This is a genomic window from Acidovorax sp. 35-64-16 (assembly GCF_002281195.1).
Lineage (GTDB): Bacteria > Pseudomonadota > Gammaproteobacteria > Burkholderiales > Burkholderiaceae_C > Acidovorax > Acidovorax defluvii.
Genome location: NZ_NCFM01000010.1, coordinates 74,378 through 89,507, shown reverse-complemented (window position 1 = coordinate 89,507; position 15,130 = coordinate 74,378). Strand labels below are relative to the sequence as shown.

14 protein-coding genes and 1 pseudogene are annotated in these 15,130 nt (G+C 66.8%); 7 read left to right on the top strand and 8 right to left on the bottom strand.

Annotation, left to right across the window (positions count from 1 at the left end):
- Positions 1-21 precede the first annotated feature (21 nt).
- On the top strand, positions 22-1,071 hold the full coding sequence (locus B7Y64_RS09290; RefSeq protein ID WP_291328711.1) for a metallophosphoesterase: 1,050 nt from the start codon (positions 22-24) through the stop codon (positions 1,069-1,071).
- A 211-nt stretch (positions 1,072-1,282) separates the two neighbouring features.
- Here the strand turns inward: B7Y64_RS09290 and B7Y64_RS09285 are convergent, their stop codons facing one another.
- On the bottom strand, positions 1,283-2,548 hold the full coding sequence (locus B7Y64_RS09285; protein WP_291328709.1) for a flavin-dependent oxidoreductase: 1,266 nt from the start codon (positions 2,546-2,548) through the stop codon (positions 1,283-1,285).
- 59 nt (positions 2,549-2,607) lie between these two features.
- On the opposite strand from B7Y64_RS09285, the pseudogene B7Y64_RS09280 reads away from it, so the two are divergent.
- Together B7Y64_RS09280 and B7Y64_RS09275 are read left to right on the top strand one after the other, a co-directional pair.
- A pseudogene (locus B7Y64_RS09280) lies at positions 2,608-3,000 on the top strand (MarR family transcriptional regulator); the annotation flags it as partial.
- Positions 3,001-3,205: 205 nt separating this feature from the next.
- Entirely contained in the window at positions 3,206-4,198 is a 993-nt protein-coding gene (locus B7Y64_RS09275; protein WP_291326458.1) for a Bug family tripartite tricarboxylate transporter substrate binding protein, read from the top strand.
- Positions 4,199-4,222: 24 nt separating this feature from the next.
- Here the strand turns inward: B7Y64_RS09275 and B7Y64_RS09270 are convergent, their stop codons facing one another.
- Positions 4,223-4,927: a glutathione S-transferase N-terminal domain-containing protein gene (locus tag B7Y64_RS09270; protein ID WP_291328707.1), complete on the bottom strand. Its 705-nt coding sequence runs from the start codon at positions 4,925-4,927 to the stop codon at positions 4,223-4,225.
- A gap of 115 nt (positions 4,928-5,042) precedes the next feature.
- Here B7Y64_RS09270 and dapF point away from each other — a divergent pair, with 115 nt between their 5' ends.
- The 3 genes from dapF (at position 5,043) to B7Y64_RS09255 (ending at position 7,726) form a co-directional block, all read left to right on the top strand.
- Positions 5,043-5,921, top strand: a complete 879-nt coding sequence (gene dapF, locus B7Y64_RS09265; RefSeq protein WP_291326466.1) for a diaminopimelate epimerase — start codon at positions 5,043-5,045, stop codon at positions 5,919-5,921.
- Entirely contained in the window at positions 5,918-6,613 is a 696-nt protein-coding gene (locus tag B7Y64_RS09260) for a DUF484 family protein (RefSeq protein ID WP_024812966.1), read from the top strand. The genes dapF and B7Y64_RS09260 overlap by 4 nt, the downstream gene beginning before the upstream one ends.
- A 129-nt stretch (positions 6,614-6,742) precedes the next feature.
- Positions 6,743-7,726 carry a tyrosine recombinase XerC gene (locus B7Y64_RS09255; protein ID WP_291328705.1) on the top strand — a complete coding sequence of 328 codons (984 nt, stop codon included), beginning with the start codon at positions 6,743-6,745 and terminating at the stop codon, positions 7,724-7,726.
- 49 nt (positions 7,727-7,775) lie between these two features.
- Here the strand turns inward: B7Y64_RS09255 and B7Y64_RS09250 are convergent, their stop codons facing one another.
- The 5 genes from B7Y64_RS09250 to B7Y64_RS09230 are packed head-to-tail and all read right to left on the bottom strand — an operon-like array spanning position 7,776 to position 13,043.
- Complete coding sequence (locus B7Y64_RS09250) at positions 7,776-10,046, bottom strand: EAL domain-containing protein (RefSeq protein ID WP_291328703.1); 2,271 nt, start codon at positions 10,044-10,046, stop codon at positions 7,776-7,778.
- Positions 10,046-10,804: a GGDEF domain-containing protein gene (locus tag B7Y64_RS09245; RefSeq protein WP_291324568.1), complete on the bottom strand. Its 759-nt coding sequence runs from the start codon at positions 10,802-10,804 to the stop codon at positions 10,046-10,048. The genes B7Y64_RS09250 and B7Y64_RS09245 overlap by 1 nt, the downstream gene beginning before the upstream one ends.
- Positions 10,805-11,194: a DUF1987 domain-containing protein gene (locus B7Y64_RS09240; protein WP_291324567.1), complete on the bottom strand. Its 390-nt coding sequence runs from the start codon at positions 11,192-11,194 to the stop codon at positions 10,805-10,807.
- A 32-nt stretch (positions 11,195-11,226) separates the two neighbouring features.
- Positions 11,227-11,799: a SiaB family protein kinase gene (locus B7Y64_RS09235; RefSeq protein WP_291324566.1), complete on the bottom strand. Its 573-nt coding sequence runs from the start codon at positions 11,797-11,799 to the stop codon at positions 11,227-11,229.
- 11 nt (positions 11,800-11,810) lie between these two features.
- Positions 11,811-13,043: a SpoIIE family protein phosphatase gene (locus B7Y64_RS09230; protein ID WP_291324565.1), complete on the bottom strand. Its 1,233-nt coding sequence runs from the start codon at positions 13,041-13,043 to the stop codon at positions 11,811-11,813.
- A gap of 252 nt (positions 13,044-13,295) precedes the next feature.
- Here B7Y64_RS09230 and B7Y64_RS09225 point away from each other — a divergent pair, with 252 nt between their 5' ends.
- On the top strand, positions 13,296-14,531 hold the full coding sequence (locus B7Y64_RS09225; protein ID WP_291324564.1) for a class I SAM-dependent methyltransferase: 1,236 nt from the start codon (positions 13,296-13,298) through the stop codon (positions 14,529-14,531).
- 9 nt (positions 14,532-14,540) lie between these two features.
- Here B7Y64_RS09225 and cadR read toward each other — a convergent pair whose 3' ends face one another.
- Positions 14,541-15,044: a Cd(II)/Pb(II)-responsive transcriptional regulator gene (gene cadR / locus B7Y64_RS09220; protein ID WP_291324563.1), complete on the bottom strand. Its 504-nt coding sequence runs from the start codon at positions 15,042-15,044 to the stop codon at positions 14,541-14,543.
- Positions 15,045-15,130 lie beyond the last annotated feature (86 nt).

The following is a 15,130-nucleotide window of genomic DNA, read 5'->3' as shown; positions in this document are numbered from 1 at the left end:
TTGATGAAGCGACAACCCACGATGGATCGATCCCCGTTTTCTTCGGCCTTTACTTCCCGCACCGCGCAGGTGCGTCGCGCGCTGGCAGGCGTGGGCTGGGCATGGCTGCTGCTGTCGGTGGTGCTGGCCTGGCTGGATCCGGAAGGACGCTGGATCGATGCCGGGCGCGAAGGTGTCGTGCTGCTCAAGCTCTGGATCTTCTGGGCCGTGTGGGCGGTGATTCCCTGGTGTGGCGCCGCGCTGCTGTGCTTGCGCCAGCCGGCGGGGCGCAGCGTGCTGCGGCTGGCGTGGCTGGCTGCGCTGGCTTTGGTGGCCTACAGCGGCTTGGTGGAGCCGCGCCTGCTGACCGTGCGCGAACACCGGCTGCACCTGCAGACGCCCGCAAAGCTGCCGCCGCTGCGGCTGGCGTTGGTGGCCGATGTGCATGCGGGCCTGTTCGTGCGGGGCTGGCAGATTGAGCGGCTGGTCGACCGGCTCAATGCGCTGGACGTGGATGCCGTGGTGGTGGCTGGCGACTGGACGTACGACCCGCCGCGCGACCTGCATGCGCTGCTGCAGCCGTTTTCCCGGCTGCGCCACCCGGTGTGGGGCGTGCTGGGCAACCACGATACCGGGGCGCCCGGGCCACCGCTGGCACAGGCACTGCGCCAGGCATTGCAGGACCACGGCGTGCAGGTGCTGGATGGCCGGCGCCTGCAATTTCAGGGCTGGGATGTGATGGGCCTGAGCGACCTGTGGGGCGGGGAGCCGCGTGGCGAAATGGCCCGGCTGCTGCCACCGGGCACGCCCACGGCGCCCCGGCTGGTGCTGGCCCATCAGCCCGACACGGCAGCACTGCTGCCAGCGGGCAGCGCCAGCCTGGTGGTCAGCGGCCACACGCACGGCGGCCAGATCATGTTGCCCTGGGTCACGCGCCAACTGGTGCTGCCGGGCATGAGCGCGCAGGGCTGGTTTGAAGGTCTGTACACCACGCAGGCGGGTCCGTTGTTCGTCACCGGGGGCATCGGCACCATCGGCCTGCCTGCGCGGCTGGCCGTGGTGCCGCGGATCGATGTGCTGCTGCTCGAGTGAGTTTTCTCAGTCCCGCGCGGGTAGGACCAGCCCGCGCCGCACGGCAGGCCGGACCATAAAAGCGTCGAGCACTCACTGGCCGCCGGCAAGTGCAACAAGGTCGCCCTCATGCCCTGCATGCGCAAACTGCTGACGATGCTTGACGCGATAGCTACGCATCGCTCCACTTGCGATCCAGCGCACCATTGCGCCTGCCTTCCAAGGCGGTGGCTCAGTGGGCGGCTTGGGGGCGTCCCACCTGGTGGCCCGCGGCCTTCTTGTAGGCCTGCACCCATTCGGCCAGCACCGTCGGGTCGGTCACGTCCTCGATGCGTGCAAAGCCTTCGGGCGCCGCTTCTTCCACCATGTCCAGGATGGCATCCAGCCCCTCGCGGCGGTTCATGGCGACGATGTCGCGCGTCATGGGCAGGCGGGCGGCCTCATAGGCATTCAGCGCGGCGGTGATGCTGGCATGGGCGTCCAGCGCTTGGGCCAGTGCGGCCGCGTCCAGAATGGCCTGCGTCGCACCGTTCGAGCCGATCGGGTACATCGGGTGCGCGGCATCGCCCAGCAGCGTGGTGTGGCCATGGCGCCAGCGCGGCAGGGGGTCGCGGTCCACCATGGGCCATTCGAAAATCTGCTCGGCCGCGCGGATCAGTCCGGGCACGTCGAGCCAGGCAAAGCGCCAGCTGCCGAAGGTGGGCAGCAGGTCGTCCAGCGAGCCGGGCTTGCTCCAGTCCTCGCGGCTGGGGGCCGTGAGGCCGCCGCCAAACCCGTCTTCGCGCAGGCGGCGGTCGCAGATCCAGTTGATGCGCTGAAGGCCGTCAGGGCGCACCGGCTCGATCGGGTAGACCACGAACTTCGCCCGCCGGTGGCCGGCCTGCACCATGGTGCGGCCGTCCAGAAAGGGCCGCGCCAGCGTGGTGCCGCGCCACATCATCATGCCGTTCCAGCGCGGCGCGCCTTCATCGGGGTAGAACTGCTGGCGCAGCGCCGAGTGGATGCCGTCGGCCCCCACCAGGATGTCGCAGGCCCGCTCGCTGCGCGTGCCGTCGGCGTGCAGGATCTCGGCCACCGCGCCGTTGGCGGTTTCGCGCGCGGCCACCACGCGCTCGCCGGTGCGCACCTGGTCCGGCCCCAGGCGCTGCGCAGCCTCGTCCCACAGCCGCATCTGCAGGTGACCGCGGTGGATGCTGAGCTGCGGGTGGCTGCTGCCCGCAGCCAGGCCACGCAGGTCTTCGTAGATGGTTTGCCCGTGCCGGTTGGCGAACACCAGCGCGCGCGTGTGCACGGCCATGGCTTCCAGCGCGGGCAGCAAACCCAGGCCGGCGAACACGCGCACCGCATGCGGCAGCAGGTTGATGCCCACGCCCAGCGGGCGCGGCTGCGCGGCGGCCTCACAGACCGTGACGCGGTGGCCGCGCGCGGCCAGGGCCAGGGCCGCCGTCAGGCCGCCAATGCCGCCGCCGGCCACAACGATGGAGCGGGAGGGGTTCATAGGGTGTCTCCGGGTTTTTGGGGTTGACGTACATCAAATTTCACCGATATTGTTGCGCTATGCAACTAAAAAATGCAAGCCGTCGCAAACCCCAGTTCAGCGCACCTGCGGGCCGCACCGCTGCCGCCAGGCCCGCGCGCAGCGCCCAGCCAGCCGACCGGGCCCAGGCCGAGCTGCGGCCGTTGCCCGGCCTGGCTTATGGCGTGCTCGACGAGTTGCTGGGCTACGCGCTGCGCCGGGCGCAGAACGCCCTGTACCTGCACTTTCAACGCAGTGTGGACCGTGCGGATGTGAGCCCGCAGCGCTTTGCGGCCCTGGTGTTGGTGGCGCAGAACCCGGGCCTGCGCCAGGGCCTGCTGGCCGACGCCATGGGCCTGCACCGCAGTGGCGGCATGCGTCTGACCGACTGGCTATGCGAGCAAGGCTGGGTGCAGCGTGCCGACGATTCTCTGGACCGCCGCTCCTGGACTGTTCACCCCACCCCGGCCGGCCTGGCGCTGCTGGAGAGCGTGACCGCCCAGGTGCGGACCATCCTGTGGCTGGCGCTGGACAGCATCGGCAAGCGCCCGCATGCGCTCTATGACGGCTCCTGGGCCGAATGGGCCTCCGCCGGAAAGCCGGTGGCCCCCCTGAAAACCCCCTCAAGGAGACCCCTGCATGCATCCGATCAACCGCCGCCAGCTCGGCTGGAACCTGGGCCGCGCACTGGGCGTGGCCGCTCTTGCCTCTGCCGGGCTCGGCGCCCGTGCCCAGACGGGCACGCCCCGCATCCTGGTCGGCTTTCCGGCCGGGGGCTCGGTGGACGCCACGGCGCGCCGCCTGGCGGAAACCTGGCGCCCACGGCTGGGCACCGTGGTGGTGGAGCAAAAGGTGGGCGCGGGCGGCCGCATCGCCGTGACCACGCTCAAGGATGCAGCGCCCGACGGGCTGACCATGCTGCTCAGTCCCTCGTCGATGTTCACCATCTACCCGCATGTGTTCAAGCGCCTGCAGTACCAGCCGGCCACGGATGCGATCGCGGTGTCGCCCGTGGCGCTGTCCACCTGCGGCTTCATGGTCGGGCCCAAAGTGCCCGAATCGGTGCGCACGCTGCGCCAGTTTGCCGACTGGGCCAAGGCCCAGCCCGAGCCGCAGGGCTATGCGTCACCAGCCGCCGGGGCCATGCCGCACTTCCTGGGCAACCAGTTTGCGCGGGCAGCGGGCGTTGCGCTCACGCACCTGCCCTACCGCGGCGCAGCCCCGGGCCTGCAGGACCTGATGGGTGGGCAGGTGGCCTCGGGGTGCTTCAGCGTGGGCGACTGCCTGCCGCATTTGCCCTCTGGCCGGGTGCGGGTGCTGGGCGTGACAGATGCGCGCCGCTCGCGTTTTTTGCCCGAGGTGCCCACGTTCGAGGAGCAGGGCTTTGCCAGTATCCAGGGTGTGGAGAGCTACGGCCTGTTCCTGCCTGCGCGCACCCCGGCCGCGCAGGTCGAGCGGCTGGCCGAGCAGGCACGCGCCGCCGTGAAAGACCCTGCCGTGATCGAGACCCTGGCCAAGCTGGGTTTCGAGCCCATTGCCTCGGGCCCGGATGACTATGCGCGCCAGCTCGCGCAGGAGCGCGACCGCTGGGCGCCGGTGGTGGCCGCATCGGGTTTTTCGTCAGACGACTGAGCCTTGCCCGGGGCCCTGGAGAGCTCAGCCCTGGCTGGGCACGGCCAGGCCGCGCTGCACGGCAGGCCGCTCCACAAACGCCGCCAGCACGCGCTGCACCTGCGGGAAGCGCTCGATCTCCACCAGCTCGCCCGCACCATAAAAACCCACGAGGTTGCGCACCCACGGAAAGATGGCGATGTCGGCGATGGTGTAGTCCTCGCCCATCACCCAGCGTCGGCCCGTCAGGCGCTGCTCCAGCACACCCAGCAGGCGCTTCGATTCGGCCACGTAGCGGTCGCGTGGGCGCTTGTCTTCGTAGTCCTTGCCGGCAAACTTGTGAAAGAAGCCCAGCTGGCCAAACATGGGGCCCACGCCGCCCATTTGCCACATCAGCCACTGGATGGTCTGGTAGCGCACTGCGGCATCCTGCGGCATCAGTTGGCCCGTTTTCTCGGCCAGATACAGCAGGATGGCGCCTGACTCGAACAGCGCCAGCGGCTGGCCGCCGGGGCCGTTGGGGTCGAGGATGGCGGGGATCTTGTTGTTGGGGTTGAGCGACAGGAACTCGGGTGAGGTCTGGTCGTTGGTCTCAAAGCGCACCAGATGCGGCTCGTAGGGCAGGCCCAGTTCTTCCAGCGCAATCGACACCTTCACGCCGTTGGGTGTGGGCAGCGAATACAGCTGGATGCGCTCGGGGTGCCGGGCGGGCCATTTGTGGGTGATGGCAAAGGCGGAAAGATCGGGCATGAAGGAGTCCTGGCGGGTGGCGGCCACAGCGGTGCCGAAAGAGCCCAAGCCTAGCCCGGCAGCGAAACCGGCGCTGGCCGAGGTGATTGGCAGCCCACCGACGATAATCCGGCCCATGAAGATTCGCTTCACCAAAATGCAGGGCGCGGGCAACGATTTCGTGGTGCTCGATGAAACCCAGGGCCGCCTGGGCCTGACACCGGCGCACTACCGCCTGCTGGCAGACCGCCACTTTGGCGTGGGTGCCGACCAGATCCTCACCGTGCGGCCCTCGTCGGGCGACGGCATCGATTTTGAATATGTGATCCACAACGCCGACGGCGGCGAGGTGGAGCAGTGCGGCAACGGTGCGCGCTGCTTTGCGCGCTATGTGCATGACAAGGGCCTGACCGCCAAGGACACCATCCGCGTGCAGACGCTGGCCGGCGTGATTGCGCCCCGGCTCACGCCCGACGGCCGCGTGACGGTGGACATGGGCCGCCCGGTGTTCGATGCCGCGCTGGTGCCCTTTGATGCCACCGGCCTCACGCCCGTGGCGCAGGGTTTGGGGCAAAAATGGCCTCTAGCGCTTGCTGGACATGCGCAAAATGCTTCTATTTTGATAGCGGTTGTGTCCATGGGCAATCCACACGCCGTGCAACTGGTGCCCGATGTGGACACCGCGCCCGTGGCCCAGACCGGCCCGCTGATCGAATCGCACCCGCGCTTTCCAAGGCGTGTGAATGCCGGTTACCTGCAGATCGTGGACCGCAGCCATGTGCGCCTGCGTGTGTTCGAGCGCGGCGCGGGCGAAACCCTGGCTTGCGGCACCGGCGCCTGTGCCGCCGTGGCAGCGGGCATACGCCTGGGGCTGCTGGATGCGCAGGTGGACGTGCATACGCGCGGCGGCCTGCTCACCATCGCCTGGAGCGGCCAGGAGGCCGATTCCGTTTTCATGACTGGCCCGGCCACTTCGGTATTTGAAGGCCAGATCGAACTCCCTGACACGCCATGACCACCAGCTCCCACATCCCACCGATCACCGAAGACGACATCGCCCAGTTCCTCACCCAGACGCCCGGATTCTTCGAGCGCCACGCCGAGGTGCTGGCCAGCGTACAAATCACCAGCCCGCACGGAGCCCGCGCCGTGAGCCTGCAAGAACGCCAGGCCGAAATGCTGCGCGAGAAGATCAAGGGGCTGGAGCTGCGCATCATGGAAATGGTGCGCCACAGCCACGAGAATGCGGCCATCGCCGCCAAGGTGCACCAATGGACAGGTGCCCTGCTGCAGGTGCGTGACCCCATGGACCTGCCCCACGCCCTGGTGGACGGCCTGCAAACCCTGTTCGATGTGCCGCAGGCTGCCGTGCGGGTGTGGGGTGTGGCGGGGCCGTATATTGACGCCGATTTCACCCAGGGCGCCAGCGAGGATTCGAGGGCCTTTGCCACCTCGCTGACCATGCCGTTTTGCGGCCCCAACCTGGGTTTCGAGCCTGCGGCCTGGCTGGCGCACGGCGACGTTGAGGCCGCCCAGTCGCTGGCCCTGCTGCCGTTGCGCGAGGGCGCCGTGGACAGCGCCACGCCAGCCTTTGGCCTGCTGGTGCTGGGCTCGCCCGACCCGCAGCGTTTTGACGCCACCATGGGCACCGAATTTCTGACGCGCCTGGCCGAGCTGGCCAGCGCCGCACTGATGCGCTTGCGGTGAACTCCCCTCTGCGGCACTTCGCGCGGCCCCCCCGGGCCGGCGCCACCAGCGGCCCGGTACGCACCTTGCTGCAGTGCGGTGCCGTGGCGGATTTGGGGCGCCCAATGCCGCTTTACGGGCACTGAGCCCATGCCTGAAGCACCAGCCACGCCGCTCCCTGCCGATCCCGATGTGCAGCGGTACCTGGACCATGCGCGCTTCGAAAAGCGCCTGGCCGCGCGCACCCTCACGCTCTACACCCTTGATCTGGAGCGGCTTGCGCAGCTGGCGGCGGGCGTGAATGTGCCGTTGCTGCAATTGCAGACAGCGCACATCCGCCGCTTTGTGGCCCAGATGCACAGCGCCGGGCGCAGCGGGCGGGGCATTGCGCTCATCCTGTCGGGCTGGCGCGGCTTTTTCACCTGGGCCGGGCGGCAGGGGCTGGTTGACCACAACCCGGTGCAGGACGTGCGCGCGCCCAAGGCCCCCAAGCCCCTGCCCAAGGCGCTGGGCGTGGACGATGCCGTGCGCCTGGCCAAGTTTGAGCATACCGGCGCCGACCCCTGGCTGGAGGCGCGCGATGCCGCCATGGTCGAGTTGCTGTACGGTTGCGGCCTGCGCGTGGGTGAGCTGGTGGGGCTGGACGCCGTGCCTGGCGCCGATACCCAGCGCCAGGGCCGCGGCTGGGTCGATTTGCAGGCGGGCGAGGCCCATGTGTTCGGCAAGGGCAGCAAGCGCCGCAGCGTGCCCGTGGGCCGCGCCGCCGTGGCGGCGCTGCAGGCCTGGCTGGCGCTGCGCGCTGCGCCGTTTGCTGGCGCGGGTTCTGCGCGGCTTGACGGGGCCCTGTTCGTGGGCCAGCGCGGTGCGCGCCTCACGGCCCAGTCGATCTGGCTGCGCCTGCGCCAGCGCAGCCAGCAGGCGGGGCTGAGCACGCCGGTGCACCCGCACATGCTGCGCCACTCGTTTGCCAGCCACCTGCTGCAAAGCAGTGGCGACCTGCGCGCCGTGCAGGAGCTGCTGGGCCACGCCAACATCACCACCACGCAGGTTTATACGCGGCTCGATTTCCAGCATCTGGCCAAGGTGTATGACGCCGCGCACCCGCGCGCGCGCCGGAAACCTGGGGGCGCATGAGCCCCGGGAAATTGCAGCATCTCGCTGCCGGCGTCTGCCAGCGATTTTTTCAGGATTGCGCCAGCCAGCGCAAAAGGGCAGCTTTTTCCATGGGGTAGGCGATGTGGTAGCCCTGCCCGTGTTGGCAGCCCATGGCCCGCAGCGCTTGCCATGCCGCAGCATGCTCGATGCCCTCGGCCAGTACCTGAAGCCCCAGCTTGCGCCCCAGCTGCACCACCATTTCGGCCACGCGACCGCCTTGCGGGGCATCCAGTTGCTGCACGAAAGCGCGGTCGATCTTGATGCGGTCCAGCGGCAGCCGCTCCAGGTAACTCAGCGATGAGTAGCCCGTGCCGAAGTCGTCAATGGCGATCGTGACGCCGTGGGCGCGCAGGGCATTCAGCGTGGACTGCAGCAGCTGTGTGGGCAGGACCACCACGGATTCAGTGATCTCCAGTTCCAGGTGGTGTCCTGCCAGTCCGTTGGCCGACAGTGCTGCGCACACCATGTCAAAGAAGCCAGGATCGCGCAGCTGCACCACGGAGACGTTGACCGCCATGCGCTGAGGTGCCAGTCCGGCAATTTGCAGTTCACGCAGGGTCTGGCAGGCCATCTCGAGCGCTCTCTGTCCCAAGGGCAGGATCAGGCCCGAATGTTCGGCCACGGGGATGAATTGATCCGGCGGCACCAGGCGGCCGTCGGTGGTGCGCCAGCGCAGCAAGGCTTCCAGGCCGATGAGTTCGCCGGTGTCGAGATCGACCTGCGGCTGGTAAACCAGAAACAGCTCTGCGTTTTCAATGGCCGCGCGCAGTTCCGAGAGCAGCACTGCGCGGTCCTTCGCTTCCGTTCCCATGTGGGCCGCATACTGCAGTTGCTGACCACGGTGGTCGCGCTTGGCACGCTTGAGCGCGATGGTTGCGTCCTTGACCAGGTCATCGCCCGTCCTGGCGTCCTGGGGCAGCAGCACATACCCGCAGGTCATCGATACCTTGTGGGGCATGTCGTTGATGGTCAGCGGGTCGCGCACGCAGTCCAGCAGCTTTTGTGGTGGCACCATGTGCGCCGGCCCCAGGATGCCAAAGGTGTCGGGCCCCACACGGGCCAGCATCACCCCGGCGGGCAGGACTTCGGCCAGGCGCTGCGCAACGGCATCAAGCAGGCGATCGCCGAAGCGGTGCCCCATCATCTCGTTGGTGGCGCTGAAGTCGTCAATATCGACCAGGGCCAGCATCAGGCCATCCATGCCGCGTTGCACGCATTCACCCACCTTCTCAATGAAGTAGGCCCGGTTGGGCAGCGAGACCAGCGGGTCGGAATAGGCAGACCGGCGCAGGCGCTCCAGCAGCCCCCGGTTGCGCAGCAAGGTACTGAAACTGACGCAGAAGAAATCGAGCAGCTGCCGGTCGGGCGCTACTGATGGGTCCGCAAGTTCGATGAACACCACCATGTCCTGGTCGCCGGGGCAGCCGATGTACAGGGCCAGGCCGCGGTCATCGCCAAAGACGTTGTCGCCGCAACAGCGGGGCGGTGGCGGCACACCGGGCGCAGCGGACGGCAGGGGGGTGCCGTTCAGAACGTTGCCCCGTACGCTGAGGGCCCGGTGCAGCAGGCGCAGCATGTTCGAATCAGGCAGCGCGGCCATGGACAAGTCCAGCAAACCGGCGAAACGTCCCGTGGCGGCTTGCACGCGGTAGGTGCCGGATGGGACCGCCGTGGTGTCCTGAACACAGGCCAGTGCTTGCCCGGCCCCACCCAGCAAGGCTGCGAGCTGGGTGATGACGCCCGTGGCGAAGGCGCGCAGATCCGTGTGTTCCAGCAGCGCTGTGCTGGAACACACGATCGCCTCCATGCTGCGGCGACTGGCCTCGAAGGCGCACAGCCGCAGGTAGCCTTGCAAGGACCTGGCCGTGATGGCCCCCCAGCGATCCGGCGTCAAATCGGCCTTGGTGTGGTAGTCGCTGATGTCATACCGCAACAGCGTGTCCAGATCGGGTGCGCCATGCGGCGCTCCCGTGCGCAACACAAGGCGCGTATTGCGCAGGCCGGCAGTGTGGCGAATGAAATCGACCAACGCCAGGCCGCCGCCTTCGTGCTGCGATACCAGGTCCACCATCGCCACTGCCAGGTCGTGCTCGCCCAGCAGCCGCGTGCGTGCGTTATCGCCATGCGTGCAATGCAAGAGTTCCAGCGGACGGTCGAACAGCGTCAGACCTGCGAGTGCGCCACGAATGCAGTCATGCACCTCGGGGTCGTCGTCGATCACCAGTAACCGCCATGCTGGCGCTTGCTGGCTTGCGCCACGCAAAACGCTTGCGGTTGACGTCTCATCTTCGGCGTGCATCAATGGCTGCAAGCAATCGGGTGGAGCACAGAGCCGGCAGCACGCACCACCTGGTTGCGACCGCCGCGTTTTGCGACGTACAAGGCTTCGTCGGCCAGCCCGTAGGCGTCATCGAAGCAGCCGCCGCGCGACAAATGGCTCACGCCGAAGCTGGCCGTGATGCGGCTGCCATCGGGGAGCTTGAATTCGCGGCTCTCGATGGCCTCGCGCATGGCCTGTGCAACCTGCTCCGACGCTTGCGCTTCGCGCTGCGGCAGGAGCACGGTGAATTCTTCCCCGCCGACCCGGCCGATGTGGGCGTTGGCGGGCACCGTGGTCTGGAGGCAATCAACGACACCCAAAATGACGGTGTCCCCCACGGGGTGGCCAAAGCTGTCATTGACGCGTTTGAAATGGTCAATGTCCAGCACGATCAGGGCCAGGTCTTGTTGCTGGGCGTGCTGATTGACGCGCTCAATGATGGCGGCGCGGTTGAGTACGCCCGTCAGTGGGTCGTGCGTGGCGCGGTATTCGAGTTCTGTGGCAAGGTCTTGCAGGCGCTGGTTGAGCAGGGTCATTTCCAGCTCGGCGCGGTCGCTGCGGCGCACCAGGCGGCGCGTCTCGCGCAGCAGGCGCTCATAGGCTGCCAGCAGATCGCCCAGCGCCTGGTGGCACGCGCCACCCTGTGCAGGCGTTTGCGCCTCGTAGGCGGCACGGGCATCCAGCATCGACCGGTGCTCGGCCTCGAAAAGGTCTGGCGCTGGTTTGGCTGTGTCCATTCAGGCGGGTCTCACCGGATGGCTGACGAAGTCGATGGCCGGAAAGTCCTCGCAGAGTTCCTGCCCGAATTCGAAAATGGTGTCGTCTTCCTCATCGTGGTACCAGTTGAGGGCAATGTGGTTGCCGGCTTCCGCCGCCTCGTCGAGGGCCGCAATCAGATTGAACAGCATCTTGGTGCTGGAACTGTTGAAGTACGCCAGGGCGATATTCACTTCAATCTTGCTGTCCTGCAGCGTGCCAAGGTACTTCTTCAGGCGCTCGATGACCGGGCCGTAGAAGGCCGCAGCATTCTCGGGGTAAGACTCGCCGCGCAGGCCCAGTGTGTGGGTGTCAAATCGAAAGTCCACTTCCGGGGAACTGGGGGTGGGGGCAATGTAGAGGTTGTCCATTCGTGATCTCTGTTCGTTATCGGGCCGGCGCTTCAGATCGCCGCCTTCAGATAGAAAACCGCGGATCCGTTGGCGCTCTCGGCCGGGGAAAAATCAAATTCCAGGGGGCCCCGCGCATCCCGGGCCATGGTGAGCAGGCCCATGCCGGCACCTTTGCTGCCCTCGGGCGTTTCCTCGCGCAGCGTCATGCGGTAGGCCTGCTTGATTTCTTCGGGTGTCATGCTGCTCAGCGTTTCCAGCTTGGTGCGCAACTCGTCGCCAGTCTCGGTGTGGACGGGATTTGCGCACAGCAACAGAAAGCTGCCATCGTCCTCGTGCCGGATGCAGACCGAGCCGTGGCGAAGCTCGCCATTGTCCTGGCTGGGGGGGGTGAGTGCATCGGACGAGTAGTGGATGATGTTCTGTGCCATTTCGATAAAGGACGAGAACAGCTTGCGTCGCGTCGGGCCGGCCACGCCCGCATTCTCCAGCTGCAATTTCACCGCCTCAGCCATGGCGGCGACGATGTTTTGCGAGAAGTAGCCCACGTAGTAAAAAATGACCTGGTGCTCCCGCGCCAGGTTGAAGAAGGTGCCATATTCCTTGGCAACGGCAGAGCGGATCATTCGAGGTCTCTTCAGGTACGAAAACAGAAAAACGTCACGTCGTCGCGGCGATGGTGCTCGCCCTGCCACTCCTGCAACGCGGCGTGCACATCGCGATTGAGGTGCTCCGGGGTGCTTTTCGCCAGGCCCAGCAACAGCTCACACAGACGGCGCTTGCCAAAGGCGATGGCGCGCGGGCCTCCCACCTGGTCCACCAGCCCATCGGTGGTGACGAACACCAGGCTGCCTGCAGGCAGGTCCACCACCACGTTCCGCCAAGCGTAGTCGAGCTCGCTGTCCACATAGCCCACGCCTTTGCGCTGGCCTTCGACCACGTCCACTGTGTCGGCGCCGGGGCGCAGAACGAACAACGACAGGCGGGCACCGGCAAAAACCATCTGGCGGGTGCCGGGCTCATACCAGAAGCAAGCCGCATCCATGCCATCGTCAGAGCCCGGTGTGCCGTCCTGACCACCGACCTGGCCCAGCATCTGCTTGATGCTGCGATTGACGATGGCGAGCAACGAGGCGGGATCGCGCGGCCCCTTTTCCTTGATCGCCTGGCTCAGGCTGCTGGAGGCGATCAGGGTCATGAAGGCGCCCGGAACACCGTGTCCCGTGCAATCCGCCACGGTGGCAAACCAGCCGCCGTCATCCACGCTGAATTGGTAGAAGTCACCGCCCACCACATCGCGCGGCTCCCAGACCAGATCAGCATCCGGGCAGGCGAGTGACAGAATTTCGCGCGAACTGCGCAGGGCAGACTGCTGAATCACGCTGGCGTACTCGATGCTGTGCATGATCTGGCGATTGCGCGCGGCCTGAATTTCGGCCACTGCGCGCATGAGCTGCAGGCCGCTGCCCACACCGGCAAACTCGTTGTTGCGCGTGATGATGAAGCCGTCGGACAAGGCTTTTTCGCCGAACTCGACGGCCTTGAAAGTCAGCGTCTCGATGTCCATGGAGGCATCAACGATCAGTGGCTCCTTGTCCATGAAGGCGAGGCAGCTCTTGCGACCGTACAGTTCCAGGCGAAAGGGTTTGCTGATCTGAGAAAGAAAGATGTCGCGATTGATCAGACCGATGGGCTGGTGGCCCTCCACCACCGGCAGGCTGATCAGTTCGCGGTGCTGCGTGAAGACCTCCAGCACCTTTTCGTTGGTGGACTCGGTGGTCATGCAGGGGGCCGGGGTGCACAAGTCTGCAGCGCTGGGCTGGCGGAAGCGGGGCCGGAAGTCGCTCAGATACGCGGAAGTCTCAGACATGTGGGAGGTGCCGTGAAATGTGTAGACAAATATTACGACTTGTATATGACTGAATCGTGACGTCCATGTAAGGGTGGGGCATGCGTCTGCACTGGAAAAGCTCCAGCCCGTGGGCGCATCGTTGGCCGCTGACCTGGTGCCGACGATGGTGGTGTTCAGTGAAGAGGCTGTTTGCCTGTTGGCGTCTGGCCAGGGCCGTTGCTGCGGCGACAGGCCTGCGGCAGAGCAAGGCGGAGCGCGCACAATCCGCTGATGAAAACGATTCGACTCAAACCCGGCAAAGAGCGCTCGCTGCAGCGCCGCCACCCCTGGATTTTTGACAGCGCCATCGCCAAAGGCAGCGGCGACAGCGGCGAGACGGTGCGCGTGGAGTCGCACGAGGGGCAGTTTCTGGCCTGGGCGGCGTTCAGCCCCGCATCGCGCATCCGTGCGCGGGTGTGGAGCTTTGATGAGGCGCAGCGCATTGATGCGCCGTTTTTCATCGCTGCTTGCGCACGTTCCATCATTGCCAGAGCCCGTTTTGATGTGCAAAGCGATGGCGTGCGGCTGGTGCATGGCGAGTCCGACGGCCTGCCCGGCCTGATCGTGGACCGCTATGGCGACACGCTGGTGGCCCAGTTCACCAGCGCTGGCACCGAGCGCTGGAAGGCGGTGATTGCCGACGCGCTCTTGCGCGAAACCGGACTCACCCGGCTGTACGAGCGCTCGGACGCCAGCGTGCGCGCCCTGGAAGGCCTGGAGCCGGCCACCGGGTGGCTGCGCGGCGGGCCGGTGGCCGGGGGCGAGGCGCCGCCTGTGGAGCTGACCATTCATGAGCACCAGTGGCAGCTCACCCTCAACATTGCAGAGGGCCACAAAACAGGTTTCTATCTGGACCAGCGCGACAGCCGCAAGCGCTTTGCCGACTACGCCAGGCGCCTGGGTTTTCAGCGCGTGCTCAACTGCTTTTGCTACACCGGCGGCTTCAGCGTGGCCGCGCTGGCGGGCATGCGAGCGGCGGAGGCGGCAGGCGCCGCGCCGGGTGGTCAGGTGGTCTCGATCGATTCATCCGGCCCCGCGCTGGAGCGCGCGCGGGCGCATGTGGTGCTCAATGGTTTTGACGTGAACCGGGCGGGTTTCATGGACGCCGATGTGAATGCCTCGCTGCGCCAGTTTCTCAAGGAGGGGCAGCGTTTTGATGCCATCGTGCTCGACCCGCCCAAGTTTGCCCCCACCGCAGCCCATGCCGACCGCGCCGCGCGAGCCTACAAGGACATCAACCGGCTGGCGCTGCAACTGCTGACGCCGGGCGGTGTGCTGTTCACGTTTTCGTGCTCGGGCGGCATCAGCGCCGACCTGTTCCACAAAATCGTGGCGTCGGCAGGCGCCGATGCCGGGGTGGACGGCTACATCCTGGAGCGCCTGGGCGGCGCGCCCGACCATCCGATGACGCTGGAGTTTCCCGAGGGCGAATACCTCAAGGGCCTGGTGGTGATGCGCAAGGGCTGACGGAGCCGGCTAGCTGCCCGTTTTTTGCAGCGCCGGCGCCGGCGCCGGCGCGGCCTTGTGCGCCGCCGAGCGGGCATGCGTGCCGTGCACATGGCCCGCGTTGGGGCGGCCCGGCCGGCTGGCGATGTCGGTCAGCTCGTTGAGAATGCCGCAGTGGGCGGCGTCCTGCGCCTCGTGGCACTGCTCGCGCAGGCTCTTGAGCTGCTTTTCCAGCAGGCGCAGCTCACGGATGCGCGCAGCCACATGGCCGATGTGCGCGTCCAGCAGGGCGTTGACATCGCCGCAGTTGCGGGTGGGTGCATCCTTGAAGCGCAGCAGCGTGCGGATCTCGTCCAGCGTCATGTCCAAGCCCCGGCAATGCCGTATGAACGACAGGCGTGTGGCCTGGGCCTCGTTGTAGATGCGGTAGTTGCCCCCGGTGCGGGCGGCCTGGGGCAGCAAGCCCTCGCGTTCGTAATACCGGATGGTTTCGACCGGAGTGTGGGTCAGGGTGGCCAGCTCGCCGATTTTCATGGGGTGCGCCGCAGGGGTGGAGGTGCGGCGATGGTACGCCTCGGGCGTGCTTGACTCTGAAGTGGCATCAGGGTTTCCAATAGCGG

What these genes read in the sequence shown, in the direction of transcription:
- B7Y64_RS09290 (WP_291328711.1), top strand. Translation starts at nt 22, where the DNA reads ATGGATCGATCCCCGTTTTCTTCGGCCTTTACTTCCCGCACCGCGCAG.
- B7Y64_RS09285 (WP_291328709.1), bottom strand. Translation starts at nt 2,548, where the DNA reads ATGAACCCCTCCCGCTCCATCGTTGTGGCCGGCGGCGGCATTGGCGGC.
- B7Y64_RS09275 (WP_291326458.1), top strand. Translation starts at nt 3,206, where the DNA reads ATGCATCCGATCAACCGCCGCCAGCTCGGCTGGAACCTGGGCCGCGCA.
- B7Y64_RS09270 (WP_291328707.1), bottom strand. Translation starts at nt 4,927, where the DNA reads ATGCCCGATCTTTCCGCCTTTGCCATCACCCACAAATGGCCCGCCCGG.
- dapF (WP_291326466.1), top strand. Translation starts at nt 5,043, where the DNA reads ATGAAGATTCGCTTCACCAAAATGCAGGGCGCGGGCAACGATTTCGTG.
- B7Y64_RS09260 (WP_024812966.1), top strand. Translation starts at nt 5,918, where the DNA reads ATGACCACCAGCTCCCACATCCCACCGATCACCGAAGACGACATCGCC.
- B7Y64_RS09255 (WP_291328705.1), top strand. Translation starts at nt 6,743, where the DNA reads ATGCCTGAAGCACCAGCCACGCCGCTCCCTGCCGATCCCGATGTGCAG.
- B7Y64_RS09250 (WP_291328703.1), bottom strand. Translation starts at nt 10,046, where the DNA reads ATGCACGCCGAAGATGAGACGTCAACCGCAAGCGTTTTGCGTGGCGCA.
- B7Y64_RS09245 (WP_291324568.1), bottom strand. Translation starts at nt 10,804, where the DNA reads ATGGACACAGCCAAACCAGCGCCAGACCTTTTCGAGGCCGAGCACCGG.
- B7Y64_RS09240 (WP_291324567.1), bottom strand. Translation starts at nt 11,194, where the DNA reads ATGGACAACCTCTACATTGCCCCCACCCCCAGTTCCCCGGAAGTGGAC.
- B7Y64_RS09235 (WP_291324566.1), bottom strand. Translation starts at nt 11,799, where the DNA reads ATGATCCGCTCTGCCGTTGCCAAGGAATATGGCACCTTCTTCAACCTG.
- B7Y64_RS09230 (WP_291324565.1), bottom strand. Translation starts at nt 13,043, where the DNA reads ATGTCTGAGACTTCCGCGTATCTGAGCGACTTCCGGCCCCGCTTCCGC.
- B7Y64_RS09225 (WP_291324564.1), top strand. Translation starts at nt 13,296, where the DNA reads ATGAAAACGATTCGACTCAAACCCGGCAAAGAGCGCTCGCTGCAGCGC.
- cadR (WP_291324563.1), bottom strand. Translation starts at nt 15,044, where the DNA reads ATGAAAATCGGCGAGCTGGCCACCCTGACCCACACTCCGGTCGAAACC.